Here is a 17,498-nt window from a genome sequence, read left to right as displayed (position 1 = left end):
AAAAACAAAAAGCCCGGAAAAATTCCAGGGCTTTCGTTTTGCTTGAACTTGCTTTTATACTTCGTTAACACCTAAAATGGGTATTGGATTTTCGTCATCATCCTGGTTCAAAATGGACTGATATAAAGTTGCAAACGCTGAATGTATCCACATAAACGAGAGGAGAACACCCACAAAAAATGCAATTAATCCGCCAATAAAAATAAATATTGAAATTACTCCCATCCAAAATACTTTCCAACCGTGTCCTTTTGTCATTTGCCAGCTTCTTTCAACCGCTTTCATAGGTTCAAGATTTTTATCCATTACCAGCAAAGGCACAAAAACCAACCGGCAGGCAATTATTATTCCGGGAATGATGAGCATTACAAATCCGATCATAACCAGGGCAAATACAATGAGATTAGCCAACACTATGTTTAAGTAGTTGGTTCTAAATCCTTCAAACAACAGTTTGAGGTCAGCTTCTTCATTTCTCATGGCTTTGAGAAACAGGTATTTTTCACCAAAATTTATTACCGGCATAAACATAAACGAATAAGCCAGGCCAAAAATCATTAGCGGTAATAATACTAAGGCTCCCCAGCCCAAATTGCCATCTGCTTTCCATCCTGCTCCAACCGGACCATTAAGTATTCCCGCAATTATTACTGCTACCAGCAGATAGAGAAACGCATTATCAAACATCTTTCGCCAGCCGTAGCTAAAACTCCCACCTATACTTGGAGTCAAACTTAAATATTCCTGATTGTTCATCTTGTTGTTTTTTGAAAGTTTCTGTTTTCTGTTAATTCTGAATCGAAATTACGGTTAATTGTAAAAATAACCTTCCAACTTTGGTAGGATTTTAGATATTCACTACTTTGGTAGTTAACTGTATAACAGGCGACTTTGTATTATTGCAGTATACTACTTAAGTTGAAAGAGAAATGCAAATTGAGATTCTAGCTTATATTGTTACTTTTATCATAACCGCAGGATTGGCTGTGATCGGAATCTCAATCTCATACCAACTTTACCAGGGCAACAAAAAAGTAATCTTTCAAATACTGCTTTATCAGCAAATTTTTCTTTTTTCTTTTTTCATATATGGAATTTGGGGAAATATGGTCATTCGCCAATTAATTGCTGATTTTAATCTTAATGCAGAACTAACGGGCAAACTCGCTTTGTTTATTCCCATGATTGGTATTCCTTTTCTGGTTGTTAGCTGGTTTATGTTGGTGAAATTTGGATTTAATTTGAAAGGATTTCGCATTCAAAAAGGATTTATTTACAGTTTCTTTCCCCTGTTACTATTTGTTCCGATGATTATTACCTTTTTGATACATAAAGGTAAAATCAGAACGCCGGCAGATCCCGATCTTTTTATCATACAAATTTTACTGCTGCTAAATCTGGTTGTACACACTTTGTTTTTTGTTCCCTTGCTGAGCTCAAATAAAAAAGAAAAGGGAGGAGCTCTTTTTATTCATAAAAAATATCTTGCTTTGTATTTGCTCGGTATTCTTATTTATTCTGCTTCCTTGAATTTTTTCTATATTTTCGGATATATTTCAACCTGCATATCAATCATTTTACTTTTTGGTGTAAATATTCTGGTTCCTCTTTTTTTTCAGATTGAAATAAAAGCAAATCCCACAAAGGAAGAGAAGAATATTGATTTTTCCACCTTTTGTGAGCTGTATGAAATTTCAAAACGGGAGGCAGAAATTATTCTTGAAATTTGTACGGGAAAAACAAACAAAGCGATTTCCGAAAAACTTTTTATCACTTTGCAAACTGTAAAAGACCACACCCACCGGATTTACACCAAAACAGGCGTAAAAAGCAGGGTTCAGCTAGCCAATCTGGTAAGGGAAAAAACAGGAGATTAACACTAAATTTTATTCATCAAAAAACATGTCTTCCTTTATTTTTTCAATGCGGTCGTGCGCGTAATTGAAGTTTCGTGCTTTTGCTCCACCTTCTTTTAAATATATTTGGTAATAGTTTAAAGCCAGTGTTTTATTGGCATTAAATTCTTCATAGGTAGTGGCAATCTCAAAAAGCACTTCGGGATTTTCAGGATCCATTTCATTCGCTTTTTTTAAAGCAACGATTGATTCTTCGAACTTTCGCTGCTGGCCAAAAATTTGCCCCAGATGATGATACATTTCAGGTAGGTAAGCAGGAGTTGCCGATTCGATTGCAGCTTTCATGTATGCTTCCGAATCCTCGTATTCAGCTAAACGTTTGTAGTTGAGGCTCAAATAAAATAAGACATAAGGATCGTTAGCAACCTCTTCAGCACAGATATCCAGAATTGATATCGATTTTCGTTCATCGCGGTCAAAATAAAGACTAATTCCGTAATTCATTAAAACCTTATATGCCGAGTCTCCGCCAAATGTAAAAGAATTTTCATATGCTTTTCTTGCCTCGGTATATTGTTTTGATGAAAAATAATAATCGGCCTGTTCTTCAAAAAACTGGGCATCTTCCGGAAAACTTTCCATTCCGCGCTCGATCGTTTCCTGGATTTTACCCGATGGCGGCAGCAATTTATACAATTTTATTAAATTAAAATAAGATGAATAATCACGCGGATTGGCTGCAATAACCTTCTCATACAAAGCAACGGCAGTAAAAACCTGTTTCCGCTGATATGCACAAAATGCAAACTGTTTATTCCAGTAAACGTTTGTAGTATCTACGCTATAAATTTGTTCAAATATAGAATATGCTTTATTGTAATTTTTCAGGTTAATATAGTTACGTCCCAATTTTGCGGCCAATGCCAAGTCATCAGGATTAACTTTTAGAGCTTTTTCATAATACGGAATAGCATCTACATAATTTCCTAAAATTGAATGTGTTTCCGCTATTTCATCTAAAATATCAAAATTACCTCCATCCAATTCATTTGCGCTTTCCAATGCCGAAATTGCTTCAGAATACATCTGTAGTTTATTATAAATCAGTCCTTTCCTTAGATATAAGTCTGGGGTTTTATCTTCCTTTAGTTTCTGATCAATGAGTTGCAAAGCTTTATTGTAATCTTTATTCAGGATTAGCAAATCTATTTTTTCCTGAGATAAAGCAAAACCTGGTAGAATTACAAAAAAAATGAGAATTAAATATTTACTAAGATTATCCATATCAGCTGTATTAAGAAATAATTTTACTATAATTTTTTATCAACTGTCTTCATCCATCGAAAAATTAATCGGCACTGTGTAATTAACATTTACCGCCTGGCCTTTTTGTTTTCCGGGTTCCCATTTGGGAAGACTGTTTACAACACGAAGCGCTTCTTTATCCAGGGCGGGATCTACGCCGTGGTCAATTTTTGCATTTGCGATTGTTCCGTTTTTGGTCACGATAAAAGAAACAAATACTTTACCCTGAATTCCTTTTTCAACAGCGACTTCAGGGTAAATAATAGCATTGGCAATATATTTTCGCAGCGAATTTTCACCTCCAGGAAATTCAGGCATGTCCTCAACAATAAAAAAAACTTGTTCGTCTGAATCTAACGAAGAATTTTCAAGCTGGCCTTTTTGAGGGGATAAAACAATATTGTTTCCAACGCTGTCGTACCTGAACTCAATGTTGGAACTTTCGGAAAGTAAATTTTTTATTTTTTCAATACCATCGACAGCTCCTTCAATTTTTAATTTTTGATCCAAAATAGTTACGGTCATTGATTCATTTTGCTTTACAGGAGTCATTTCATACGATTCTTTTTCTTCGCAGGCAAAAACAACAACCAATCCAACCGCAGCCAAAACACCAAAAATCATTTTCCCGTTGGCAAACTTTGAAGATCTGATTCTTGACATCATTTTAATGCGCTTTTTTATCAGCGAATAATTGAAGTTATTGGCAATTTCAAAATTATACCCAACGAATTGATTTAACAGCAATTTCTTATAAAATCCGCGCTTAACACCCGATTTTAATACCGCCTGATCGGCCAGATATTCATGATTTTCGCGAATTGATCTTCGTAACATCCACATAAATGGGTTAAACCATTGAAATGCAGAAAGTATTTCGAGTACGATAATATCAAATGTGTGTCCCTGTTTGATATGTTCCAACTCGTGCGCCAGCATTTTGTGGTAACTAATATCTTTTTCCTGCGCCCGGGAAACAAAAACATAGCTCAAAAAAGAAAAGGGGCTGGTCTCTTTGTCAAGCACAACAAGTTTAAACCCCTCGCATTTTTGAACTGGATTTTTAAGAATCATATACGTTAGGTCTCCAACCCGAAATAAAAAACGGTAGAGAAAAAAAGTAACTCCAAGCAGATATACAAGAATCAGAAAATTAGCTGAAAGAATTGCTTCTTCAATCGTCCCCGATAAGTCTTTTCCATAAACCGTAACCGCTTCTATAAGGTTTTTATACGGTGTTACGGTAATCTCTTCCAGCAAAACCGGATTTGCACCAAAAATCTGAAACTTTAAAAACGGCAGAACAAGCGAAAAGGTAATCGCTCCCAACAAAAAGAAACGGTTGAGTTTAAAAAAGGTCTCTCTTCTCAAAAATAAAATATAAATGAGAGCAAGCACGGAGAGACTAATGCCGGATTCAAGAATAAAATTAATCGCGTGGTTCATTTTCAGCAGAATTTTCGTTTTCCAAATCGCGTTTTACATCCTCTGCCAATTCATCAAAATCAGCAAGACTCATGTTATCTTCTTTGGCAAAAAACGACACCATCTCCTGGAAAGATCCACTAAAATAGTTCCTCATAAAATTCTTCATAAAAGACCGCGTATATTCCTTTCTTGATATTAAAGGAAAATATTCGTGGGTTTTTCCGTAGGCATTATGATCGACAAATCCTTTTTTCTCCAGAATCCTGATAATAGTGGAAACTGTGTTATACGCAGGTTTTGGCTCAGGTATTTTATCGATAATATCTTTTACGAACGCTTTCTCCTGTTTCCAGAGAAGCTGCATAATTTGTTCTTCCGCTTTTGTAAGTTCCTTCATACTGATTAAAAGTTTAATAAAGTACAGTTGTTCCCGTAACAAAAACTATACCTAAAACTAATAAGTTAGTTTTTAAACTACCTGTTTAGTTATTTTAATTACAATTTTATAAAAACCAAAACCTTCGGTCAACACCGAAGGTTTAGTTAAACAGGTATACATTTCCTGCTTGTATAAAAATAAGTATATGAATTTTCTAACAGTTATTTTTTTACTGAAGTTGAAAATTAATTCTTGCATGGTAATAAACTTTTACTGGCCTTCCTCTTTGTTTTCCCGGCTTAAACCTCGGGAGACTGTTGATCACCCTGAGCGCTTCCGAATCCAATGAAGCATCTACTCCGCGGAGAACCTCCGCGCTGCTTGCGTTACCCTGTTCGTCAACCACAAACTTTACAAAAACGGTTCCTTCTATACCATTCTCCTGTGCAATAACAGGGTACTTAACCGATTTGGATATAAAATTATATAACGCTTTGATTCCGCCCGGAAACTCTGCCGGCTCTTCTACAATTGTAAAAATTTCGGGTGCTTCCTCCTCTTCTTCCTCTATTGTTTCAATTACAGGAGCAACGTCAATAATGGTTTCATCGTCTGCTTCCGAATCTTCAATTTCAAGTTCGTCTTTTATTTCAACATCATCATCAACAATGTTTAAAATTTCAACAACTTTGGGAGGTGGCGGAGGAGGTGGTGGTTTTATTTCAGGCTCACGTGTTACCGGAATAAATTCCTCTTCCACAACCATAGATTGAATTTCTCCCAGTGAACCAGCTTTTGTCGGTTTTGTCGTCCATTCAAAAGCCAGAAGCGTGACTCCCAAAGCCATAACCAAACCAAATAAAAAAAACATGTTTCTTTTATTTTCAAGATCGGCCTTTGGTGATTTTTTTTGTTCCATTGCTTTAGCTTAAAAGTGTGACTGTTTTTATTATTGCAGCTGAAAATTAATTACTGCATTAAAATATACTTTTACCGGCCTTCCACGCTGCTTTCCGGGTTTGAATTTTGGAAGGCTGTTTATTACGCGTAAAGCTTCGGCATCCAATGAGGAATCCACACCACGAAGAACCTCTGCCCTGCTCGTATTTCCCTGTTCATCGATTACAAATTTCACATACACTTTTCCCTGAATTCCGTTTTCCTGAGCGATTACCGGGTATTGTACATGATCACTCAAATATTTATACAAAGCCCGGTCGCCTCCGGGAAATTCAGCAGGCTCCTCAATGATATTAAATAAAATCTGCTCCTCCTCTTCTTCCTCTTCTGCCATGGTAGAGATCACAGGATTGATGTCAATTGCAGTTTCGTCATCGATTTCACTATCTTCAATTTCCAGTTCATCCTCAATTTCAACATCATCATCAACAATATTTAAAACTTCAACAACTTTGGGCGGCGGTGGCGGTGGCGGAGGCTTTACTTCGGGTTCACGTGTTACAGGAATAAATTCTTCTTCTACAACCATTGACTGAATTTCTCCGAGCGACGAAGCTTTGTTTGGTTTACTTGTCCACTCAAAAGCGAGAAGTGTGACACCTAAAGCTGCTACTAATCCAAATAAAAAGAACATATTCCTTTTATTTTCAAGATCGGCTTTTTGCGATTTTTTCTGTTCCATAACTTTTAAATTAATGTTTAACAATTCTCTTTCCTCGTTCTAATTCTATATTCAGCCTTTGTTCGCAGCCCGTTATTTTTTTTGCGTTTCTATACGAACAAACATAAAACTAAATATTTAGTTTTCAAACTAAAATATTAGTTATTTTAAAATATAATACATAAAGAACTAACCATTAGATAGTTGTGCAACTAATCATTTAGTTGTGTTTTGCAAAAGCTCAAAGAAAAGTTCGCTTGAAAAATGGAATTGAAAAAATTATTGGCACACGATGGAATATAAATTGATATTGTATCTCAAACTATTCGAGAATAAAGAATTTATCCCTGTCATCCAGCAGTGGAAAATTCTTGCGAAATTGATGTAACTCTGAATATGATATCGAAAAAGTCCGGCTGGTTTCAGTTTCACCTAAAAAATCGCCAAAGCCTTTAGGTGAAATTAAAGTGGAATCTCCCAGGTAATTTATTCCTCCTCCATCGGTGCCAATACGGTTTACACCAACACAATACGATTGGTTTTCTATAGCTCGTGTTGTGAGTAAATTTTTCCATACGTGGTGCCGGGGCGACGGCCAGTTTGCCATAAAAATTAACACATCATAATTTTCTGTATTCCTGCTCCAAACCGGGAAACGCAGATCGTAGCATATCAAAGGGCAAAATCTCCAGCCTCTGAATTCGAGGGTCAATCTATTGTTTCCCCCGGAATAATGGTTATGCTCATTTCCCATAGAAAAAAGATGTCTTTTATCGTAGGTTCGGATGGTTTTATCAGGATAAACCCAAATTGCCCGATTAAAAATTTTTCCTCCTTCTTCAATTATTAAACTTCCGACAATTGCAGCATTTATTTGCGCGGCCACCTCCTTCATCCACCCGACAGAGCTCCCGTTCATAGTTTCTTTTAGTTTTTCTGGTGCCATAGAAAACCCGGTAGTAAACATCTCGGGTAAAACAATTACATCGGTTGACTCTATTTTGGAAATTATAGCCAAATATTTTTCCAGATTTCCCTGAATATCTTCCCAAATAATGTCGGGTTGAATAAGTGTTATTTTTAAATTTTCCATTCTGTTTTACAAATGCTTAAAAAAAAGTCAAATAAACTCCGAACGGCCTGTTTTAGATTTTGTAGTTGTATATAAATTAGAATTTACATTTTGGTTCTACTTTGATATTTAAATCTTTCTCCTAAAACTTATTAATCACGGTAACTCCCAAATTTTCAAACTCATCCATATTTACCAAGGCATCAGAAGCTTCTTCCAGCGAAATGGTTTTGCCAACCAATAACTCAGGCTTTAATTTGCCGGTTTTTATCATTTCAAACATTTCGGTGTATCTGAATGCCTGCATGCCATGACTTCCGAAAATTTCTAACTCATGTGCCACTACCATGTCCATAGGAATTTTAGGATGTTTGTGATCTCCGGTCATCAAACCGACCTGGATATGTTTTCCACGTTTTCTCAAACAGCTCACAGAATTAAAACATGTTTCCTGGCTTCCCAAAGCATCGACAGAAACATGTGCACCACGGACGGTTAGTTTTTTAATTTTTTCAGGCACATTTTCAACTTTTCTTGAATTGATTAAAACAACTGCGCCTACTTTTTTCGCCAGTTCAAGCTTTGAGTCATCAATATCAACAGCCACTACATTAGCTCCTACAGCTGAGGCAATCATAATCGCTGAAAGTCCGACACCTCCACAACCATGAACAGCTACCCACTGCCCTGCCGAAACTTTTCCCTGGTCGATGACGGCACGAAACGATGTTATAAAACGGCAGCCCAGGCTGGCAGCAGTAACAAAATCAATTTCATCGGGTAATCTTACCAAATTAATATCTGCATATTTAATTTCGACAAATTCGGCAAAGGAGCCCCAGTCTGTAAAACCGGGCTGAAACTGATTATCACAAACCTGGTAATTTCCGGAAACACATTCAGGACAATGTCCGCATCCGCTTACAAACGGCACGGTTACACGATCTCCCGGCTTCCAATTTTTAATTTCACTCCCGGTTTGCGTAATAACTCCGGCCAGTTCATGCCCCGGAACATGTGGCAAAAGAATATCAGGATCATGCCCCATCCAGCCATGCCAGTCGCTGCGGCAAAGCCCTGTTGCTTCAACTTTTACAATTACACTGTCAGCCAAAATCTCCGGGTTCCGAACCTGGTGAATCTCAACCGGTCCCCGAAACTTCTCATATAGAATTGCTTTCATTTTTTAAATTAGAATAAAACCAAGAATCTTTTATCTGTTTATTTTAAATTTCTTTTGTTACAATCGAGCAAATTCAAATGTAACAAGAAGAATAAATTATTCCGAATTCATATAAACCTTAAATTTGGTTATCAATTTTTTAATATAAAAGTATCAACCATTTTTTAATATATTATCACTAAATTTAGCCCTCTGGATCCGGAACACCTGACGGAAAAGATTTCCGTTGTTTTGTAATAAAGAATAAATCAATAAATTGAATAAATACTACTAAAAACAAAGCCAGATTGTTGTTCTTGTTCATAAAAAGCCAGAATCAATTATTATTATGTAGCTTAAAAAATCAAAGTAAGCTATTTGGACGAAATGTTTAAACTCTTATTTTTATAATAAATGGTCACCAATTTAATTTAAAAGGAAATTAAGCAATAATCCCGATGATAAATTCATGGCAAATAACTCCATTTTTCTTTTTTTATCTTATTGTGGCAATTTTGTCGTTTGTATTGGCTGCTACGGGACTAAAACTTCGCGAAGTAAAAGGGGCTAAATATTTTAGCATGATGGCTGTTGGTACCGGCTTTTGGTCGCTGGGATATCTTTTAGGTTTTTTCAATACAGATTTGACATGGAAACTAATAATGTTACGTATAGAGTATTTCGGAGATATTTGTTCAGCTTTCTTTTGGCTCTTATTTGCAATATCATATACACAGTACGAACAAAAGCTATCAAAAATACAAACGCTTTTGCTTGCAATTGTTCCTGTATTTACTTTTATTCTGGTTTTGACAATGCCACAGCATCACTTTTTTTATAAATCCTATGACGTTGTCCTGAAAGACAACCTGTTCCTTTTCGTCAAAGAATACAATATTGGTTTTTATATATGGCTGGTATATGCTTACATGCTTATTTTAAGCGGTGCATTGATCTTTATTTGGGGAATTTTGCATAAACCAACTTTATACATCAAACAAATCATCCCCATTGCAGCATCGGTTATATTAATAATAGTTCCAAATATATTGTATGTTACAAAGAACAACCCAATAGCCCCGTATGATCCGACACCACTTTCTTTTTTTGGGATTGGAATAATTTTCATTTTTATTTTAAAACACTATCAATTGTTTGATCTGGTTCCTGTTGCGCACCATTTGGTCTTTAAGAATGTAAAGAGTGGAGTGATACTTATAGATAAAAACAAGCGTATTTTGGAAATGAATCCGGCGGCAGAAGAAATAGTGGAAAAAACACAAAATGAGGTCTTGGGAAAAACCCTTTCAAAAGTTTTTATAAAATATAAAAAGCTTATCGAAGCGGTTGACGATGCCGCCAAAAAACCAATTGAAATTGAGATGGGCGATAAACGGACATTTGAACTTCAAACAACACCTTTAATTGACTATACCAGGAATGTAGCAGGCAATATTATCATGTTATATGACATCACCGAAAGAAAATATGCATTAGACGAACTTGATGCTTTTGCACGTACCGTTGCCCACGACTTAAAAAATCCATTGGCAATACAGTTAAATTTTATGGAATTATTGATGTCCGACTATTTGTCGAACGAAGAAAAAAAAGATGCACTTAACTATGTCAATAAAAGTGCAAAGGAGATGGTAGATATTGTTGATTCACTGTTGTTACTGGCTAACGTACGCGACCAAAATACGCTCAAAATTCAGCCTCTAAATATGAATAAAATTATCGACAAAGTTTTATCGCGTTTAAATATCGATTCATTTAAAACTGCTCCCCGTATTATCCGGGCAAAAGATTTCCCGGTTGTTTTGGGATATGCTCCCTGGGTAGAGGAAATATGGGGCAATTATATATTAAACGCATTAAAATATGGAGGCGCCCCCCCAGTAGTAAAAATTGGCTCAGAAAAGCATCAGTCTTGCGTTCGTTTTTGGGTAAAAGATAACGGAGAAGGTTTAACTATAGAAGAACAAAACCTTTTGTTTAAAGAATTTACCCGGCTAAAAAGACATATATCAAAAACCTCAGGCCATGGTCTGGGACTTTCCATCGTCAGGAGAATTGCAGAAAGATTAGGAGGTGAGGTTGGGGTTGAAAGCGATGGGAAAACGGGTTGTACTTTTTATTTCACTTTACAGGAATATTCAAAGTAAAAAAAATCCGGTACACAGGCACCGGATTTACTACTTCAAATATTTGAGATTACAATTCGCTAAAGAAATCATTCCCTTTATCATCAACAATAATAAACGCCGGAAAATCTTCGACTTTTATTTTTCGGACTGCTTCCATTCCCAAATCGGGGAAATCAACTACTTCAACCGATTTGATGCTGTCTTTTGCTAAAATCGCCGCCGGGCCTCCGATAGAACCGAGGTAAAAACCACCGTATTTTTTACACGCGTCGGTAACTTGCTGCGAACGGTTTCCTTTGGCCAGCATTACCATTGAGCCACCTAAACTCTGGAACAGATCCACATATGGATCCATACGTCCGGCTGTTGTTGGCCCAAAACTTCCGGAAGCCATTCCCTTTGGGGTTTTTGCCGGGCCGGCATAGTAAACCGGATGATTTTTAAAGTATTCAGGCATTGGTTTGCCCTCGTCAATCATCTTTTTAATTTGTGCATGAGCAATATCACGGGCAACAATCAATGTACCTTTTAGTTTCAAACGTGTTTTTATTGGATATTTGGAAAGCTCTTCCCTGATTTTTTCCATTGGCTGATCCAAATCAATATCAACAGCCGGTTGCATGTGAGGCGCTTCCTTAGGCAGGAAACGGGCAGGATTCTTTTCCAACTCTTCCAGAAAAATGCCATCTTCAGTAATTTTGGCCTTTATATTTCTGTCGGCGCTGCAACTCACTCCCAGTCCAACCGGACATGAAGCGGCATGACGAGGCAGGCGGATAACACGTACATCGTGAACAAAATATTTACCTCCAAACTGAGCTCCTACTCCACTTTCCTGACAAATTTTCTCCACCTTGGCTTCCCATTCCAAATCACGAAATGCCTGCCCCCCTTCGTTTCCTTCGGTTGGCAAATGATCAAAATAACCGGCAGATGCTTTTTTAACTGCCGCCAATGTTGCTTCTGCCGAAGTCCCGCCAATTACCAAAGCCAAATGGTAGGGAGGACATGCCGACGTCCCTAAATCTTTAATTTTTTCCTTTACAAATTTGGACAGATTTTCTTCTGTCAGCAACGATTTAGTTTGCTGGTACAGATATGTCTTATTACCGGAACCACCGCCTTTGGTCACAAACAAAAATTCATATTTGTTTCCTTCTTCAGCATAAATATCGATTTGAGCTGGCAGATTTGTTCCCGTATTTTTTTCTTCCAACATTGAGAAAGGAACCACCTGTGAGTAGCGTAAGTTTCTTTCGCTGTAAGTATCATAGATTCCTTTTGACAATTTTTCCGCATCGTTCACGCCCGTATACACATTCTCGCCCTTTTTGCCAACTACAATTGCGGTTCCTGTGTCCTGACATGTGGGAAGTTCTCCTTCTGCAGCAACAACCTGGTTGATCAGCATCGTGTGCGCTACAAAACGATCGTTGTCAGTAGCTTCAGGATCTTTAAGAATTTTAGCCAGTTTTTCAAGGTGTTTCGGACGCAAATAAAAAGAGACATCTGAAAAAGCCTGTTTGGAAAGAAATTCCAATCCTTCAGGGTCTACTTTTAAAATTTTCCGTCCGTCAACCTCAATTGTTGAAACATAATCCGTAGTTAATAACTTGTATGGTGTTTCATCTTTTAAAATTGGAAATGGTTTTTGATATTTAAATTCAGTCATGGTAAATATTTAATAAAATCAATTTCTTTTGACAAAGATATTACTATTCATTTTTTTTTACTTTTGATTTTCACAAAATCTGTTTAAAGTTTAACTTTTCTAAATTAATTCATAAAAACAGGTTAAACTTTCAGGTTTGATTTTTATCTTAAAAACGGAAATATTCATAAATCAACTTTACAGATGAAAAAAGCAATCATAATTTTTCTCTCTTTGTTTATCATTCTCCCGGAAATTGTTGCACAGACAAGTTCGTTAAAAGTAAACACTACCGTGTCAAAACAAGTTCGGGATAATTTTATCAACTCGGGGCGGATATTCCTTTTTATAAATCCCAATACAAGAAGTGAACCACGACTAAATACTTTTCCAAGCCAAACCAACTATATTTTTGCTGCCAATATAGAAAGTTGGGCGGCAACGTCTGCTTTTACTTTTGACGGAAAAACTGAAGTTATAAAATCTGTTGACATTTCCTTAAATTCTCTTCCGGTTGGAAAATACAGAATTCAGGTTTTATGGGATCAGGATACACAGGAATCAAGAATAAATGCACCAGGAAATTTATATAGTGATGTGGTGGATATTGACCTTCAGCAAAATGAAAGCATTGAGATTCCTTTAACAAAAATTATTTCACCACGAAAACTGGTTGAAAATAAATATTTAAAAGAAGTTAACCTGAAAAGCGATCTCCTCTCTGACTGGTGGGGAAAAGATATGTTTGTAAAAGCGGCGGTTTTGTTGCCCAAAAGCTTTTATAACAAACCCGACAAAAAATACCCGGTGAGGTATAACATTGCCGGTTACGGAGGAAGATACACGCGTGCAAACAGACATGTAGAAAACAACTCGTTTATGGATTGGCATCTTTCAGAAGAAGGACCTGAAATGATAACTGTTTTTTTAGATGGAGAAGGTCCTTTTGGTGACAGCTATCAGCTCGATTCAGACAACAGCGGTCCCTACGGAACTTCTCTCACAGAGGAGCTTATACCCTATATTGAAAAGAATTATCGTGGAATAGCAATTCCTGAATCGCGTTACCTGGACGGTTGTAGCACAGGAGGATGGGTATCACTGGCCTTGCAACTTTTCTATCCCGATTTTTTTAACGGTTGTTTTTCTTACAGCCCCGATCAGGTTGATTTCGAAAATTGCCAGTTAATAAATATCTACAAAGACGACAATGCTTTTTATAACGAATTTGGGTACCTGCGTCCTCTCGTGCGAGATGTAAACGGCGAGCCAATGGTTTCTCAAAAAGATTACATTCAATTTGAAAATGTCCAGGGAAGTTCTGACACATATCTTAATTCGGGTGGACAATTTAGTGCCTTCTCTGCCCTTTTTAGTCCCAAAGGAGAGAATGACTTACCCAAACCCCTCTTTGATCCTGCTACCGGCAAAATAGACAGACAAGTTGCCGAGTATTGGAGAAAACATGATTTAAAAGACATGGTGGAAAACAACTGGGAAACACTTGGCCCAAAAATTCAGGGCAAAATCTGGATTTGGGTGGCGGATATGGATCACTTCTATTTAAATCCTGCCATGCGCGCATTTGATGCCATGTTAAACCAAACAGATAATCCGAAATCTGATGCGTCGATACATTTTTCGCCCATGAAAGGTCATTGTGAAGAATATGATTTTATTAAAGTCTACCACCAAATCCAGGAAAAGATAAATCCAGATAAACAATAAAAGACGGTTATAAATCTCTGAAGCATTTATACAAAGTGCTTCGTGGGAAAATCTTTGTTTTTTACCAAGGCGTACCTGCCTAACATTTTCGCTTTTGCAAACATTTTTTGTTTAAAAATTTGGTTTGTAACACAAACTAGTTTAATTTAGTAAACAAAACCTATTATCATGGAAAAAACAATAGACCAAAATGAAACTTTAGACGCAAGAAAATCTCTGCAAATTATAAATGCAACTATTGAGACATCAAAAAAATTGCTTACTGATGATGGATTATTACTTATCTGCTGGGGATTTGTATTTTCTTTTGGCAACTTATGGAGATATTACAAACAGGCCGTTTTAACTGCGTGGTGGCTAAGAAATATTTTTGACGCATTACAAATCTTGCTTGGAATCGCGGTAATCGCTCTAACCGCCTATTTTATCTTTTTCAGAAAAAAGAAAGCAATAACTTACACAGCCATTTCCACGCGTTTTGTTTGGATTGGTGTTATTGTCGCTCATAACATGATGGTACTTATTACAAAATATATTTTAACGGATATAAATTTTGCTCTTATACAACCGCTCCAGTTGGTACTAATTGGATTTGCTTTTTTTGTCTCAGGAGGAATTTACAGGTATTATCTTCTTTCTGTTAGCGGAGTTATAATGTGGATAGCGGCAGTAAGCGCAGCCAGGTTTTCTTTAAACGATCAATTTTTGATTCGCGGTATTGCAGAAGTTATTTGTTTTATCATTCCCGGAATTTTGATGTATACTCCGCAAAAAAAACAAACCGCCCATGTTTAAAGATCTCGATCCTATTTTGCATTCACAGGTGCGCCTTTCGATAATGTCAATTTTGCTGCCCTTAAAATCGGCTGAATTTTCATTTTTGCTGGAAAACGTTGAAACAACAAAAGGGAACCTGAGCTTTCAACTATCAAAATTAAATGAGGCAGGATATATAAAAATCAAAAAGTCTTTTCGGAACAACTACCCCTTAACCACAATAAAAATCACCGAAAAAGGAATTACAGCCTACGAAAGCTATGTTGCGGCAATTTCTGAATATTTTAAAAAAGCTTCGGGTTCCGGAAACGACTAAAATCATTTCCTTAATTTTTCATAGATTTGGTAAAAATAAAACTTATCTGATGAAAACATTATTACATATCACACTCACTTCTCTCCTTCTTGTTTTTTTATCTCATACCGTAAAAGCAGATGTAAAACTTCCCCGTATTTTTAGTTCAAACATGGTTCTTCAGCAAGGAATTGAAATTCCGGTTTGGGGATGGGCAGACAAAGGCGAACAGATAATAGTAATATTTAACAAGAAAACCATTCGCACAAAAGCAAATACTGAGGGTAAATGGAAAGTAAATTTACCTGCACAGGAATACGGCGGGCCACATACAATGACTGTAAAAGGTAAAAATACGATTGTTTTTGACAATGTGTTAATTGGTGATGTTTGGGTGTGTTCAGGACAGTCGAATATGGAGTGGAGTGTCGACCGGAGCAAAAATGCTGAAGAAGAAATTGCCTCTGCAAATTATCCGAAAATCAGGCTGTTTACTGTTCCGAAAACAGTGGCGCAATTTCCAAAAGATGATATTTCTTCGGGAGAATGGGTAGAATGTTCTCCAGAAACTATCGGAGGTTTTTCAGCCGTCGGCTACTTTTTTGGAAAAAAACTACAAACCGAACTCGAAGTCCCTATTGGTCTGTTACATACATCATGGGGCGGCACCGTGGCTGAAACATGGACAAGCGCAGAGACAATTTCAGACGACCCCGATTTTAAAGAAATGTTGGTTAAGCTGCAACAGATGAACCTCGAAAACTACAAAGAACAAAAGTTGGAAGAAGTAAAAAAGATCCTTGGCGGTGAGTTTCCCACTGAAGACAAAGGAATGGAAAATGGGAAACCGGTCTGGTCGGCTCTTGATTTTAACGACAGCAACTGGAAAACCATTAAAACTCCAACTTACTGGGAAGCACAGGGATATATGGACATTGACGGAATTGGCTGGTACCGCAAAGAAATCCAGTTGACGGAAGATCAGTCGCAAAGTAACCTCACACTACATTTAGGAAAGGTAGATGATTCTGATATTACTTTTTTAAATGGGATAGAAATTGGTAAAACAGAGAATAAATACAATGAAGAACGCATTTATACTATTGACAAAAAGTACATACAACCGGGAAAAAATATGATTGTTGTGCGTGTTGACGATACTGGTGGGAATGGAGGAATTTGGGGCGACCCCAAAGACCAGTTTATAGCGATAGGAAATGAAAAAATGGATATTTCAGGTGACTGGAAATTTAAAATCTCAAAAGCTTCGGTGTCTGCTGTAAATATAGGGCCAAACTCCTATCCAACGCTTCTGTTCAATGGAATGATAAATCCGCTTCTTCCTTATGCAATAAAAGGAGCAATTTGGTACCAGGGAGAATCAAATGCAAGCAGGGCAAAACAATACCAGCGTGTTTTCCCAAATCTGATTGAGGACTGGCGTACGCAGTGGAATCAGGGAGATTTCCCTTTTCTTTTTGTTTCCTTAGCCAACTATATGCAGCCGGTTGAAATACCCGCTGAAAGTGAATGGGCAGAATTACGCGAAGCACAAACCAAAACCTTATCGTTACCCAATACAGGAATGGCAGTTACCATCGATATTGGCGAAGCAAATAACATTCACCCTAAAAACAAACAGGATGTTGGAAAACGGCTGGCTTTAAGCGCCTTAAAAGTTGCATACGGTAAAGAAATAGTCTTTTCAGGCCCGATGGTTAAATCGGTTGAATTTAGCAAGGGAAAATCAACTATTGTCTTTTCCGAAACCGGCTCGGGTCTGAAAGTAAAAGATAAATATGGCTATTTAAAGGGATTTACAATTGCCGGTTCCGACAAAAAATTCCACTGGGCAAAAGCAGAGTTGGCAAGTAACAATTCTGTCGTGGTTTATACCGAAGAAGTAGAAAATCCTGTTGCAGTTCGTTATGGCTGGGCTAATAACCCGGACGACCTGAATCTTTATAATAAAGAAGGGCTGCCGGCAAACCCCTTCAGAACCGATGACTGGACGGGAATTACAAAATAAAATCGTTAATGTTGGTTAAATTTCATTTTTTCTTTTTGTCGAATT

At 37.0% G+C, this 17,498-nt stretch carries 15 protein-coding genes; 6 read left to right on the top strand and 9 right to left on the bottom strand.

The window, feature by feature from the left end; genetic code table 11:
• Nucleotides 1–54 precede the first annotated feature (54 nt).
• Nucleotides 55–756, bottom strand: a complete 702-nt coding sequence (locus tag GM418_RS26600) for a DUF975 family protein (RefSeq protein WP_158870628.1) — start codon at nucleotides 754–756, stop codon at nucleotides 55–57.
• A 173-nt stretch (nucleotides 757–929) separates the two neighbouring features.
• Here GM418_RS26600 and GM418_RS31945 point away from each other — a divergent pair, with 173 nt between their 5' ends.
• Nucleotides 930–1,877, top strand: coding sequence for a LuxR C-terminal-related transcriptional regulator (locus tag GM418_RS31945; RefSeq protein ID WP_281350203.1), 948 nt, complete (start codon nucleotides 930–932; stop codon nucleotides 1,875–1,877).
• A gap of 9 nt (nucleotides 1,878–1,886) precedes the next feature.
• On the opposite strand, the gene GM418_RS26590 is transcribed toward GM418_RS31945, so the two are convergent.
• The 7 genes from GM418_RS26590 to GM418_RS26560 all read right to left on the bottom strand — a co-directional run bounded on the left by GM418_RS26590 (nucleotide 1,887) and on the right by GM418_RS26560 (nucleotide 8,844).
• A complete protein-coding gene (locus GM418_RS26590) occupies nucleotides 1,887–3,140 on the bottom strand; it encodes a tetratricopeptide repeat protein (RefSeq protein ID WP_158870626.1) in 1,254 nt (417 codons plus the stop codon).
• Nucleotides 3,141–3,179: 39 nt separating this feature from the next.
• The gene (locus tag GM418_RS26585) at nucleotides 3,180–4,607 is read right to left on the bottom strand and encodes a M56 family metallopeptidase (RefSeq protein ID WP_158870625.1); all 1,428 of its coding nucleotides are present in this window, start codon (nucleotides 4,605–4,607) and stop codon (nucleotides 3,180–3,182) included.
• Nucleotides 4,591–4,986, bottom strand: a complete 396-nt coding sequence (locus GM418_RS26580; RefSeq protein WP_158870623.1) for a BlaI/MecI/CopY family transcriptional regulator — start codon at nucleotides 4,984–4,986, stop codon at nucleotides 4,591–4,593. Before GM418_RS26580 ends, GM418_RS26585 begins: the two co-directional genes overlap by 17 nt.
• A gap of 211 nt (nucleotides 4,987–5,197) precedes the next feature.
• Nucleotides 5,198–5,887 (bottom strand): energy transducer TonB, encoded by a 690-nt coding sequence (locus GM418_RS26575; RefSeq protein ID WP_158870621.1) that lies wholly within the window; start codon nucleotides 5,885–5,887, stop codon nucleotides 5,198–5,200.
• A 30-nt stretch (nucleotides 5,888–5,917) separates the two neighbouring features.
• Nucleotides 5,918–6,610, bottom strand: a complete 693-nt coding sequence (locus tag GM418_RS26570; protein ID WP_158870619.1) for an energy transducer TonB — start codon at nucleotides 6,608–6,610, stop codon at nucleotides 5,918–5,920.
• Nucleotides 6,611–6,911: 301 nt separating this feature from the next.
• Nucleotides 6,912–7,682: an amidohydrolase gene (locus GM418_RS26565; protein WP_158870617.1), complete on the bottom strand. Its 771-nt coding sequence runs from the start codon at nucleotides 7,680–7,682 to the stop codon at nucleotides 6,912–6,914.
• A 121-nt stretch (nucleotides 7,683–7,803) separates the two neighbouring features.
• Nucleotides 7,804–8,844, bottom strand: coding sequence for a zinc-dependent alcohol dehydrogenase family protein (locus GM418_RS26560; protein WP_158870615.1), 1,041 nt, complete (start codon nucleotides 8,842–8,844; stop codon nucleotides 7,804–7,806).
• 437 nt (nucleotides 8,845–9,281) lie between these two features.
• Between GM418_RS26560 and GM418_RS26555 the strand changes: the two genes are divergently transcribed.
• On the top strand, nucleotides 9,282–10,991 hold the full coding sequence (locus GM418_RS26555; RefSeq protein WP_158870613.1) for a histidine kinase N-terminal 7TM domain-containing protein: 1,710 nt from the start codon (nucleotides 9,282–9,284) through the stop codon (nucleotides 10,989–10,991).
• A 49-nt stretch (nucleotides 10,992–11,040) separates the two neighbouring features.
• Here GM418_RS26555 and GM418_RS26550 read toward each other — a convergent pair whose 3' ends face one another.
• A complete protein-coding gene (locus tag GM418_RS26550; protein WP_158870611.1) occupies nucleotides 11,041–12,645 on the bottom strand; it encodes a fumarate hydratase in 1,605 nt (534 codons plus the stop codon).
• 183 nt (nucleotides 12,646–12,828) lie between these two features.
• Between GM418_RS26550 and GM418_RS26545 the strand changes: the two genes are divergently transcribed.
• The 4 genes from GM418_RS26545 (at nucleotide 12,829) to GM418_RS26530 (ending at nucleotide 17,453) form a co-directional block, all read left to right on the top strand.
• Nucleotides 12,829–14,352: an alpha/beta hydrolase gene (locus GM418_RS26545; protein WP_158870609.1), complete on the top strand. Its 1,524-nt coding sequence runs from the start codon at nucleotides 12,829–12,831 to the stop codon at nucleotides 14,350–14,352.
• Between the two features lie 168 nt (nucleotides 14,353–14,520).
• The gene (locus GM418_RS26540) at nucleotides 14,521–15,147 is read left to right on the top strand and encodes a hypothetical protein (RefSeq protein ID WP_158870607.1); all 627 of its coding nucleotides are present in this window, start codon (nucleotides 14,521–14,523) and stop codon (nucleotides 15,145–15,147) included.
• Nucleotides 15,140–15,445 (top strand): winged helix-turn-helix domain-containing protein, encoded by a 306-nt coding sequence (locus tag GM418_RS26535; RefSeq protein WP_158870605.1) that lies wholly within the window; start codon nucleotides 15,140–15,142, stop codon nucleotides 15,443–15,445. Before GM418_RS26540 ends, GM418_RS26535 begins: the two co-directional genes overlap by 8 nt.
• Nucleotides 15,446–15,494: 49 nt before the next feature.
• The gene (locus GM418_RS26530; RefSeq protein ID WP_158870603.1) at nucleotides 15,495–17,453 is read left to right on the top strand and encodes a sialate O-acetylesterase; all 1,959 of its coding nucleotides are present in this window, start codon (nucleotides 15,495–15,497) and stop codon (nucleotides 17,451–17,453) included.
• Nucleotides 17,454–17,498 lie beyond the last annotated feature (45 nt).

Origin of the sequence: Maribellus comscasis, from assembly GCF_009762775.1 — a bacterium.
Classification (GTDB): Bacteria; Bacteroidota; Bacteroidia; order Bacteroidales; family Prolixibacteraceae; genus Draconibacterium; species Draconibacterium comscasis.
This window is presented reverse-complemented; position numbering and strand designations above follow the sequence as displayed.